The sequence below is a fragment of the Bacillus sp. Root131 genome, from assembly GCF_001429475.1.
Classification (GTDB): Bacteria; Bacillota; Bacilli; order Bacillales; family Bacillaceae_G; genus Bacillus_A; species Bacillus_A thuringiensis_S.
Map to the genome: position 1 here is coordinate 1,896,301 of NZ_LMJQ01000001.1, position 12,002 is coordinate 1,908,302.

Sequence of the window (12,002 nt, forward strand, 5' to 3'; positions counted from 1 at the left end):
CTCTTTTTATTAACTACGAGGAGGAATAGCTATGAAACTAACTTTACAAATTGATGGGGAAAAGAAAACTTTTCATTTACCGGAATTCATTCCAGCTCGTTTAATCCGTCAGGCGCCTGAGCTTGCTGATATTCCAAACAATCCAGGTCCTGAGGATATGGATAAAATGGTCCAATATGTAGTAAAAGTTTACGGTGAACAATTTACATTAGATCAATATTGGGACGGCGTGGATGCTCGTAAATTTTTATCTACAACTTCAGACGTAATTAATGCAATTATCAATGCAACTGTGGATGCGGCTGGTGGTACACCAGCAACTGGAGAAGAAACAAACCCAAACGTGTAGAGGGAGGGGGGCTAACGTTCAGTGAGTTTATGGACGAACTCTACCTCTCTTTATTACGTCAGGGGTATAAACACCATCATATCGATAACGAAATGGATATCTGGCATTATTTAAGGCTAAACCAAAAATATCGTGAACAAGATCATTCAAATAGTGGAAATCAGAATTCAAATGAAATGGAAGTTCCAGCAGAAAACATTATCTAATAAGGGGGAAGATGATGGCGAATGAAATGAATAATTTAGTCGTTAGGCTGTCCCTTGATAATGTGAATTTTCGTCAAGGTATAGCCAATTCAGGTCGTGCGGTTAGGACATTACAGAATGAGCTGAAATCTGTAAGTACAGGAATGGGTGGCTTCGCAAATGCTAGTCAACAAACGCAAGCAAAAATGAATACACTCAGCAGGCTTATTGAGGCGCAAAAAGAAAAAGTTAGAGCTTTGCGACAAGCCTACGATCAAAATAAGGCTAAGTTAGGTGAAAATGATGCAGCAACCCAGCGATATGCTTCGCAAGTGAATAAAGCAGTTGCTGATTTAAATAGATTTGAAAATGAATTAAAGCAAGTAAACCGTCAAGCTGAACAAAAAGGGATGGATAAGTTAAACAACTCTTTAAAATCTCTACAGGCTGAATTTCAGTCTATTACAACAGGCATGGGCGGTTTTTCTAATGCGACAGAACAAACACGAGCTAAAGTAGATGTTTTATCTCGTATGGTAGATAAACAAAAAGAGAAGATCAGGGAACTTCAACAAGCCTATAATCGTGCCAAAACTGAAGAAGGTGAAGCAAGTCAGTCAGCACAGCGGTACGCCGAACAAATTCACCGGGCAACAGGTGAACTAAATCGATTTGAAAACGAATTACGTCAGTCGAACCATGAATTAGAACAACAAGGAAACCGTTTATTAAACTTTGGTAATCGTATGGAGACATTAGGTAATCATTTGCAAAATGCTGGTATGCAAATCGGTATGGTGTTTGGTGGAATGACTTACGCAATAGGTCGGGGGTTAAAATCAGCTGTAGAAGAATCCATGAATTTTGAGCAACAAATGGCCAATGTGAAAGCTGTGTCTGGCTCTACTGGAGAAGAAATGAAGAAATTAAGCGAATTAGCTGTCAACATGGGAGAAACAACAAAATACTCTAGTGTTCAAGCAGGACAAGGTATAGAGGAATTAATAAAAGCTGGAGTTAGTTTAACAGATATTATAAATGGCGGGTTAGAAGGTGCTCTTAACTTGGCGACAGCAGGAGAACTAGAATTAGGTGAAGCGGCGGAGATTGCATCCACAGCCTTAAATGCATTTAAAGCAGATCATCTTTCTGTTGCGGATGCAGCAAACATTTTATCTGGAGCGGCTAATGCTTCAGCAACAGATGTACGGGAGTTAAAATACGGTCTTTCAGCTTCATCAGCAGTAGCAGCAGGAGCTGGCATGACTTTTAAGGATACAGCTACTACGCTCGCGGTATTTGCTCAAAATGGTTTAAAAGGTTCTGATGCAGGTACGTCTTTAAAAACAATGCTTATGCGCTTAAATCCAACGACGAAAGAAGCGTATAACCAAATGAGGGATTTAGGATTAATTACTTATAATGCACAAGCTGGTTATGATTTTCTTGTTAAAAACGGTATACAACCAGCTTCAAGGAGCGTTGGTGATATTGAGCAAGCTTTAGAAGGCTATGTCATGAAAATAGAAGGTGCGAAAAAGTGGAATGACAAATGCGATACGACATTCCGTGAATTAGCTACAAGTTCAGCTTTCTTATCTTCAAAATTCTATGATCAACAGGGGCATATTCAAAGTCTAGAAAATATTTCAGGAACCCTTCATGAATCGATGAAAGATTTAACAGACCAGCAACGAAGTATGGCTTTGGAAACGTTATTCGGATCGGATGCTGTACGTGGTGCAACGATTCTTTTCAAAGAAGGTGCGAATGGGGTAAACAGCATGTGGGATGCGATGTCAAAAGTGACAGCAGCTGAGGTTGCAGCCACTAAGATTGATACATTAAAGGGACGTCTTACATTACTAGATTCAGCGTTTTCGACAATGAAAAAGACAATTGGTGATGCGCTTGCCCCTGTGGTTAGTGTTTTTGTAGCTGGTTTGCAAAAACTTGTAGATGGATTCAATGCTTTACCTGGTCCGGTACAAAAGGCCATTGCAATTACAGGTGGTATTGTTCTTGCGCTAACAGCGGTTGCTACTGTTATTGGAGTAATAATGGGGGCAATCGGTATGGTTGTTTCAGGTATTGGTTCTTTAGCAATAGCAATGGGTGTAGCTACAGCAGCTACTAGTGTAACGGGTGCAGTTTTAGGAATATTAACCGCAGTTTTAGGACCAGTAGCAATTGCTTTAGGTGTGGTAGCGGCCGCTGTTGGTGTTGGGGTATTAGCATATAAAGGGTATCAAAAAGCAACTGAAGAAAGTATTGCTTCTGTAGATCGCTTTGCTACAAATACAGAAGGGAAAGTAAGTTCTTCTACAAAGAAAGTTCTTGGTGAGTATTTCAAGCTGTCTGATGGCATTAGACAAAAGTTGACTGAAATTAGATTGAACCATGAAGTGATAACAGAAGAACAGTCGCAGAAGTTAATTGGCCAATATGACAAGTTAGGTAACACGATTATAGAAAAAACAAATGCAAGACAACAAAAAGAAGTTGAGGGACTTAAAAAGTTCTTTGCGGATTCTTATGTGTTAACCGCGGAAGAAGAAAATAAACGGATCGAACAAATGAATCAACACTATGAACAAGAAAAGTTAAAAACGCAAGAAAAAGAAAATAAAATCAAAGAAATTATACAAACGGCAGCAAATGAAAAGCGTGAATTCACTACATCTGAAAGGATTTCTTTACAAGCTTTACAGGACGAAATGGATATGACAGCTATCCAGCATATGTCTAAAAATCAAATGGAACAAAAAGTTATTTATGAGAATATGCGAGTACAAGCTAGTGAAATTACAGCTAGACAAGCAGCAGAAGTCGTTGAAAATAGTGCCAAAGCAAGAGATAAAGTTATTGAAGATGCGAAAAAGACTCGTGATGATAAAATAGCATATGCGATACGTCTACGGGATGAGTCAGGAACGCTTAATAAAGAAGAAGCGGATGCAGCTATTGCAGAAGCGAATCGTCAATATAATAGCACAGTCTCTACAGCAAAAGACAAGCATAGGGAAATCGTGGATGAAGCTAAAGCACAAGCTGGTGAACACGCAAATCAAGTAGATTGGGAAACTGGTCAAGTAAAGTCAAAATATCAGGTTATGAAAGATGACGTTGTTCGAAAAATGAAAGAAATGTGGTCAGATGTTACCAACAAATATGAGGATATGAAAACATCCGCAAACAGTAAGGTGGATGAAATAAAAAATACAGTTTCAAAGAAATTTGAAGAAAAGAAAAAAATTGTTACAGATAAAATGGAAGAAATAAAACGCGGCATTGAAGATAAGTGGAATACAGTTGAAAAATTTTTCAAATCTATAAATTTACGTTCCATTGGTAAGTCAATTATAGAAGGCCTTGAAAAAGGGTTAGATGATGCGACAGGTGGTTTATATAGTAAGGCGAAAAGCATAGCTGGAGAGATTAAAAATACAATTGCGGGAGCATTAGATATAAACAGTCCATCAAAAGTTATGATTCCTTTAGGAAGTGCCGTTCCAGAAGGTCTTGGTGTTGGTATAGATAAAGGACAAGTATTTGTAGTAGACGCTGCGAAACGAGTTGTAGGTGCCTTGAATTATCAAATGAGCAACATTGGATCAGCATTTTCAGGTATGGCATCCGATGGCTTACGTAAAATTTCGGAAAGTGATATATTCCAATTTAATGGGGATGATCCGCTATCGAAATATTTTAATGCTATCTTTGTAGACGGAGATTATCTAAATGATTGGCTTACACATATACCAGAAAGTATGCATGACGTTGTGAAAGAAATTGGCCTTCAAATGGAACGATTTGAAGGTCTTTCAATCAATGAGGTTAGAAGCTTCCCTAGATGGAGAGAAGTTTTATCAGATAATCCAGGAGAAGTTTGGTATAGACCACTAGAATCATCTGAGCAACGTAGTTATGCGAATCAAATTGAAAAAGAACTAAATCTCACTTTGAATATGACCAATGTTTTAGATGGAAAAGAGTTGGCAAATGGAAGTTACACTTATACTACAAAGCTTCAAGATCGTGAACAAAAAAGAAGAGCGGAATTTTAAGGGTGGTGAACATGTTGGGGAAACTCAGTTTTACTTTTAATAAGATTAGAAAAGATTATGTTCAAATGCTAGTTGGAAGAAAGCGCCCTTCATGGGCTCCGATAAAAAGAAGATTGGTAAGAGTCCCTCATCGTGCAGGGGCTCTTTTTCTTAATACCGAAACGGGTGAACGACGTATTGATGTTCCTCTTGTGATTAAAGCGAAAAAAGATATGGCTGATTTACAAAAGGTAAAAGAAGATTTGGCGGATTGGCTATATACAGAGCAACCAGCTGAACTTATTTTTGATGATGAGTTAGACAGGACTTATTTAGCATTAATTGATGGTTCTGTAGATTTGGACGAATTAGTGAATAGAGGTAAAGGGGTTATTACTTTTGTTTGTCCAATGCCATATAAATTAGGAAAACAAAATACTCATTCGTTCTCTCAAAATGGTTCTACTGAAGTCACTGCTTCTTTTGTCAATCAAGGGAATATAGAAGCACCTGCAATTATTGAAATCGAAGCACAGAAACCAAGTACATTTTTAGATGTGTGGTTTGGTGAGTATCCGTATAATCGAGATTACTTCAGAATTGGTTATCCTTTGAAAACAGAGCAATTACCCGTAGAAAGAAATCAAAGACTTATATGGGACGAAATGGCTACCACTGTAGGGTGGAGTAAAGTCAGTTCAATGGAAGATGGCAATCCGATTGGTGAAATGAAGTCAGATAAATATCAATTTTATTGTTCTGATTTTGGTACTAGTACGGGGAAAGGGTGGCACGGTGCGGCTGTTAAAAAGAATATCCCTGGGGGTCCAGTAGAAGATTTTATTATGCAAGCCTATGTTACATGTAAGAGTAAAAAAATTAATGAAATGGGCCGTGTTGAGATAGCGATACTTGATGAAAATAGCAAGGTTCTTTCCAAAATCGCTATGAATGATCTTTTTTGGCAAGCAGAGCAAAATTTCGGAACAATGGTAATTGGATATGATAATAAGCCAGGTAAAATAGGTTTGATTTATGAGAGTGGTGATTATCCGAATACATGGAATCAGTATTTTGGACGATTGTGGATAGCTAGAACGGGAAATGTGTGGGAGGCTTATATTTCGAAATTCCTTCCCGGGACGGAAAGAGATGATTCAGAACGATTTGCAAGGTGGACGGATGAAAAAAACGATCATATGGAAAAAGCAGCACAAATTCAGATTAGTATTATGCAATGGCAAGATGTACCACCAGTAGAAGCAATGACCGTTTCAGATTTAAAATTCTGGAAAGTGAATTTAAATACTCAAAATAATCCGCCTTACATTTTTGACACGGGAGACAAGATTATTATTGATACAGAAAAAAGTCTTGTAACCATTAACGGTAAAAATGCAATTAATTTAAAAGACATTTTTAGTAATTTTCCAGCTGTAATACGTGGGGAGAATCGTATTGATATCATGCCACCAGATGTGAAAGCAACTGTTCGTTATAGGGAGAGATACAGATGAGAACACCAAGCGGCATTTTGCATGTTGTGGATTTTAAAACAGATCAAATCGTTGCAGCTATTCAGCCGCAGGACTATTGGGATGATAAAAGGCAGTGGGAAATCAAAAACAATGTTGATATCTTGGATTTTACTGTTTTTGATGGAACACCTCATTCGGCTACTTTACAACAACAAAATCTTGTTTTAAAAGAAGTTCGTGACGGAAGAATTGTACCATATGTTATTAGAGAAACAGAAAAGAATTCAGACAACCGATCCATTACCACATATGCTTCAGGAGCTTGGGTTCAAATTGCTAAGTCAGGTATTATAAAACCGCAAAGAATAGAAGGGGAAACGGTAAACAAATATATTGATATGGCCCTAGTAGGCATGAAATGGAAACGTGGGAAAACGGATTATGCAGGATTCCATACGATGACCATTGATGAATTTATTGATCCACTAACATTTTTAAAGAAAATAGCTTCTTTATTCAAATTAGAAATTCAGTACCGTGTTGAGGTTCAAGGATCACAAATCATTGGATGGTATGTTGATATGATTCAAAGACGTGGTCGAGACACAGGCAAAGAAATAGAGCTCGGGAAAGATTTGATAGGCGTTACACGTATTGAACATTCAAGAGATATTTGTACAGCACTAGTTGGATTTGTGAAAGGTGAAGGCGACAATGTAATTACCATCGAAAGTATCAACAGGGGACTTCCGTATATTGTTGATAATGATGCATTTCAACGATGGAACGAACGTGGTAAGCATAAGTTTGGTTTTTATACGCCAGAAACAGAAGAGTTAAATATGACGCCAGAACGTTTAATGACGTTAATGGAAATAGAATTAAAAAAACGTGTTAATTCTTCCGTTTCGTATGAAGTAGAAGCACAATCGATTGGACGTATTTTCGGACTAGCACATGAACTAATTAACGAGGGTGATACTATCCGAATCAAAGATACAGGGTTCACACCTAAGTTATACCTTGAAGCGCGTGTAATTGCCGGTGATGAATCTTTTACGGATCCTACACAAGATAAATATGTGTTTGGTGATTATCGTGAAATTACGGATCCGAACGAGGAATTACGAAAGATTTACAATCGAATTCTTAGTAAATTCGGTGAAAAACAAGAAATGCTGGATCAGCTAGATAAATTGGTGAAAGAAGCGAATGAAACAGCAAGTAACGCTAAGAAAGAATCAGAAGCCGCGAAAACACTTGCCGAAAAGGTACAAGAGAATATTAAAAATAATACTGTTGAAATTATAGAAGCTAAGAATTCGCCAACAACAGGGCTTAAACCTAATAAAACGCTTTGGCGTGATATTAGTAACGGAAAGCCCGGCATTTTAAAAATATGGACAGGTACAGTTTGGGAATCGGTTGTACCAGATGTTGAATCAGTTAAGAAAGAAACACTTGAACAGGCTAATAAAAATATCGAGTCCACAAAAGCAGAATTAAACAAAAAGGTACAAGAAGCACAGAATCAAGCTACAGGACAATTCAATGAAGTACAGGAAGGTTTACAAGGTGTCAGTCGTACAATTTCTAATATCGAAAATAAACAAGGTGAAATCGATAAAAAAGTAACTAAGTTTGAACAGGATTCTAATGGATTTAAAACTTCTATTGAATCGTTAACAAAAAAAGATAATGATATCAGCAATAAATTAAATACAGTCGAACAAACTGTAGAAGGTACAAATAAGAATATTTCTGATGTGCAGCAAACAACAAGTGAGCTCAAGAAAACAACAACTGACATTAAAGAAGAAGCTGGGAAAATCAGTGAGAAGTTAACGAGTGTAGAAAAAAAGGTTAATAGTGATAAAGCTGGTGGACGTAACCTTTTATTAAAATCAAATGTTAAATATGAAAAAACAGACTATCTAATCAATCAATATTCTCTAACTGAAAATTTCTTTGCGAGTGAGGAATATACCTTTGTAATGAAAGGGAGTGTCCCGCAAGGTCAGAAATTTGGAATTTGGCAGAATGGTGGGTCTAGCAATGTTGGATATGCAACAAGTGTTTACGCGAATGGAATAACGTATGTAACCTTCAAAGCTGTTGCGGCTACAAGTGGAAATGAACGAAAGTTAAGCTTATATAATTATCCGAGTAGTAATACGAAATCTATTGTGGAATGGGTTGCCTTGTATAAAGGGAATAAACCGCAGGATTGGACAGCACCGCCTGAAGAGCAGGTAACAACGGATGAGTTCACCCAGAAAACAACTGAAATTACAAAAAGTGTGGATGGAATTAAAGAAACAATTACAAAAGTGGAAAATAATCAAAATGGGTTTGATAAACGTGTTGCTACTGTAGAAAAAGATGCAACTACTATTAAACAAAATGTCTCTTTCATACAAAATACGCAGACAGAACAAGGAAGACAATTACAAGAGGCGAAAGCTGGATGGGAAAATACTGCGAAAGCACTTCAAGGTAAAGTTGAGCTTAAACAAGTAGAGGATTATGTTGCGGGATTTAAGATTCCAGAGTTGAAGCAAACAGTTGATAAAAATAAACAAGATTTGTTGGGCGAATTAGCTAACAAACTTGCAACGGAACAATTTAATCAGAAAATGACTATGATCGACAACCGTTTCACTATAAATGAAGAGGGTATCAATGCCGCAGCAAAAAAGAAAGAAGTATACACAATAGAGCAAGCAAATGGGCAATTTGCCACATCATCTTATGTAAGAGATATGGAAACCCGTCTTCAGTTAACTGAAAAGGGCGTTAGTCTATCTGTAAAAGAAAATGATGTAATCGCAGCATTCAATATGAGTAAAGAAAACATTACCTTGAATGCGAACAGGATTAACTTAGTAGGTTTTATAACAGCAAATCATATTAAAGGAAAAGTTTTAGAAGGAGTAACACTTAAAACGAGTGGAAACAGATTTGTTGAAATAAATAAACAAGACATGAAGATTTTCGATTTAGATAAGCCACGTGGTTATATAGGATTTATGGAGACAAATGATGGAAGTATTCAACCTTCATTAGTCCTTGGTTCTGATAATAGAAAATACGCTGGTACAGGATCATTTTATATTTATCAAGTCATGCCGCGAATTAATGGAGTCGATCAACCTTCTAAAGCGTATGCAAAATTTGGGGTTTCTAAAGGAGAAAATGCAGAAGGAACTAATATTTGGTCAAATTATATTCAAATGCAGAATGACGGTGGACATCTGAGTGTATATTCAGATGGACAATTTCGTTTTCAAAACTTGAATGATATTATCTTTGAATCTGAAGGATGGGCTCCAGGATATGGTTACTTCTCTGTAACTACAACTGAACCACATATTTTTACAAATAACGCGGGGCAGTTTACTTTCAAAAGAAAAGGCAGTGACTATAAAATACATTTCGTAAACGGCGCCACCGATCATGATTTAATTATGGGTAATGCAATGATAAGGTCAAGTTTTGTACAAGGTTATAACAATGGCTTGCAGATTAAAGATATGATGGGTAAGGGATGGAAAGATATAGAATTAAGAACATTACGAGCGCAAGAGAATATTAGCGCTACAGGGCGTATGTGGGCGCAAGAATTTATCCCTAATTCTTCTCGTAAGCTTAAAACGGACATAGAAGACCTTCCATTCTCTGCTTTAGATAAAATCAACTCTGTAAACATCAAACAGTATCACTTTATAAGAGATGTTGAACGCTTCGAGTCAGGGGAGTCTATTACACTTCCAATTAATTACGGTATGATTGCGGAGGACTCTGACGATGTATTCACCACACCACAGAAAGACGCTGTAACACTTTATAGCTCGGTTGCAATTTCTATTCAATCAATACAAGAAGTTGACTTTAAAGTTAAAAATCTTCAATTTGACCACGGTATGTTGAAGCAGGAAGTTGACACTCTTAAAGAACAACTTGAAGCAGAAAAACTTGAGAAAGTTTCAATGAAAGCTGAAATTTATGAATTAAAGTTATTAGTACAACAATTAATAAATGAGGAACCAAAGCAGCCATAAGCTGTTTTTATTTTGCACAAAATAGGGCTTTTGTATAAAATTTTTCATGCATTCACTCAGAAAAGGTTTGTCTCATAGTATATAGAGATTGCCTTATTAAGATTTCAAAAAGGATGTGAATGTATGGAAGACATATATGTAAAAATCGAAAGCTTAAAAGCAGAGCAAAAAGAAATCATGCGAGATATTCGTAATTTAGAAACTCGTACAACGATAAACGAAAAAGATATTTCTACCATCAATCAGCAATTAGAAAAAATCAGTCTAAATACCACATGGATTTTACGAATTGTTATCAGTGCAATAGTCATGGCAATTCTAAGTTTGGTATTCAAAGGTGGGATTTAGATTGTTCATATAAAAGTATTTATGAAAGAGGGACAAGCGTCTCTCTTTTTTTATCTGAAAGAAGGAGGAAAGAATGTGGATCGTATCGATGTAGTAGCAAAAGTTTTTATTGCCACTTTTGGTGGATTTTGTGGGTATTTCTTGGGAGGATGGGATGCAACATTGAAAATCTTAGTGACAATGGCGGTTATTGATTATGTAACTGGCATGATAGCAGCAGGATATAACGGAGAATTAAAAAGTAAAGTTGGTTTCAAAGGCATCGCCAAAAAGGTGGTGCTTTTTCTTTTAGTTGGGGCAGCAGCGCAATTAGATGCAGCGTTAGGAAGTAATAGTGCAATCCGTGAAGCAACAATTTTTTTCTTCATGGGTAATGAGTTACTTTCACTTTTAGAGAATGCCGGAAGAATGGGCATTCCACTTCCGCAAGCTTTAACAAATGCAGTCGAGATTTTAGGTGGAAAACAAAAACAAGAAGAGAAAAAGGGAGATGTTCAATAATGGAAATTAGAAAAAATTAGTTGACCCAAGTAAATATGGTACAAAGTGTCCTTATACAATGAATCCAAAATTTATCACAGTTCACAATACGTATAATGATGCGCCAGCTGAGAATGAAATTGCTTATATGATACGAAATAATAATGAGGTGTCATTCCACATTGCAGTAGACGATAAAGAAGCTGTACAAGGCTTACCTTTAGAAAGGAATGCATGGGCTTGTGGAGATGGGAATGGTTCAGGAAACAGAAAGTCGATTAGTGTGGAGATTTGTTATTCTTTAAGCGGCGGGGATAGGTATTATAAAGCAGAAAATAATGCAGCTATTGTTGTAGCGCAAATCATGAAACAATACAACATTCCAATAAGTAAAGTTCGCACACACCAATCGTGGAGTGGAAAATACTGCCCGCATCGTATGTTAGCGGAAGGGCGTTGGAATTCTTTTATAGAAAGGGTGCAAAACGCATATAACGGTGGTGGGGATACAGGTTCTACAAAACCATCTAACAATGGTGTAGGTGTTATTACAATTACAGCGGATGTCTTACGCGTTCGTACAGGACCAGGAACAAATTATGGCATTGTAAAGAATGTGTATCGAGGGGAACGCTATCAATCTTGGGGCATTCAAAATGGCTGGTACAACGTTGGTGGAAATCAATGGGTTTCTGGGGAGTATGTGAGGTTTGAGGGATAGTTGATTGCACGGATGAAAAACTATGTGTATAGGAAGTAATAAGAAGTGCTCCTGACCAGGGCGCACTTCTGTAAAAAGGAGAAAAATCCAATGACAATTCATTCTATGTACAATAAGACGTAAATATACAAAAAAAAGAACATTCCTGGTTGGATGGGAGGAATGTTCTTTTGTGGTTTCTCTTGAACCACTTTATATGTATGCACCAGAATCATGTTATATGACTTCAGAAATAAAAAAAGCAATCCAGGTGGTGAGGCCGGAATGCTTTTTCTGTATATAGAAAGGTATCATGCTAGGAGCAATTTAATATATGCTTCTAAAGTGCATAATG

8 protein-coding genes are annotated in these 12,002 nt (G+C 37.0%); all 8 read left to right on the plus strand.

All coding sequences use genetic code 11. From position 1 onward, the window contains the following. The first annotated feature begins 31 nt into the window (after positions 1 to 31). The 8 genes from ASE54_RS09590 to ASE54_RS09620 all read left to right on the plus strand — a co-directional run bounded on the left by ASE54_RS09590 (position 32) and on the right by ASE54_RS09620 (position 11,668). Positions 32 to 349 carry a hypothetical protein gene (locus ASE54_RS09590; protein WP_000779154.1) on the plus strand — a complete coding sequence of 106 codons (318 nt, stop codon included), beginning with the start codon at positions 32 to 34 and terminating at the stop codon, positions 347 to 349. Between the two features lie 29 nt (positions 350 to 378). Beyond that, positions 379 to 555, plus strand: coding sequence for a hypothetical protein (locus ASE54_RS36800; RefSeq protein ID WP_000344050.1), 177 nt, complete (start codon positions 379 to 381; stop codon positions 553 to 555). Between the two features lie 14 nt (positions 556 to 569). Beyond that, on the plus strand, positions 570 to 4,601 hold the full coding sequence (locus ASE54_RS09595; protein ID WP_001262739.1) for a phage tail tape measure protein: 4,032 nt from the start codon (positions 570 to 572) through the stop codon (positions 4,599 to 4,601). An 11-nt stretch (positions 4,602 to 4,612) separates the two neighbouring features. Further along, positions 4,613 to 6,097, plus strand: a complete 1,485-nt coding sequence (locus tag ASE54_RS09600; RefSeq protein ID WP_000900857.1) for a distal tail protein Dit — start codon at positions 4,613 to 4,615, stop codon at positions 6,095 to 6,097. After that, positions 6,094 to 10,119, plus strand: a complete 4,026-nt coding sequence (locus ASE54_RS09605) for a phage tail spike protein (RefSeq protein ID WP_001260181.1) — start codon at positions 6,094 to 6,096, stop codon at positions 10,117 to 10,119. The genes ASE54_RS09600 and ASE54_RS09605 overlap by 4 nt, the downstream gene beginning before the upstream one ends. Before the next feature lie 123 nt (positions 10,120 to 10,242). Continuing rightward, entirely contained in the window at positions 10,243 to 10,467 is a 225-nt protein-coding gene (locus tag ASE54_RS09610) for a hemolysin XhlA family protein (RefSeq protein ID WP_000389535.1), read from the plus strand. A 75-nt stretch (positions 10,468 to 10,542) separates the two neighbouring features. Continuing rightward, on the plus strand, positions 10,543 to 10,968 hold the full coding sequence (locus ASE54_RS09615; protein WP_014895309.1) for a phage holin family protein: 426 nt from the start codon (positions 10,543 to 10,545) through the stop codon (positions 10,966 to 10,968). Between the two features lie 58 nt (positions 10,969 to 11,026). Next, positions 11,027 to 11,668, plus strand: a complete 642-nt coding sequence (locus ASE54_RS09620) for an N-acetylmuramoyl-L-alanine amidase (RefSeq protein WP_001068398.1) — start codon at positions 11,027 to 11,029, stop codon at positions 11,666 to 11,668. The last annotated feature ends 334 nt before the right edge of the window (positions 11,669 to 12,002 follow it).

Excerpts from the sequence above, each read along its gene's own strand:
- ASE54_RS09590 (WP_000779154.1), top strand. The coding sequence starts at position 32 with ATGAAACTAACTTTACAAATTGATGGGGAAAAGAAAACTTTTCATTTA.
- ASE54_RS36800 (WP_000344050.1), top strand. The coding sequence starts at position 379 with ATGGACGAACTCTACCTCTCTTTATTACGTCAGGGGTATAAACACCAT.
- ASE54_RS09595 (WP_001262739.1), top strand. The coding sequence starts at position 570 with ATGGCGAATGAAATGAATAATTTAGTCGTTAGGCTGTCCCTTGATAAT.
- ASE54_RS09600 (WP_000900857.1), top strand. The coding sequence starts at position 4,613 with ATGTTGGGGAAACTCAGTTTTACTTTTAATAAGATTAGAAAAGATTAT.
- ASE54_RS09605 (WP_001260181.1), top strand. The coding sequence starts at position 6,094 with ATGAGAACACCAAGCGGCATTTTGCATGTTGTGGATTTTAAAACAGAT.
- ASE54_RS09610 (WP_000389535.1), top strand. The coding sequence starts at position 10,243 with ATGGAAGACATATATGTAAAAATCGAAAGCTTAAAAGCAGAGCAAAAA.
- ASE54_RS09620 (WP_001068398.1), top strand. The coding sequence starts at position 11,027 with ATGAATCCAAAATTTATCACAGTTCACAATACGTATAATGATGCGCCA.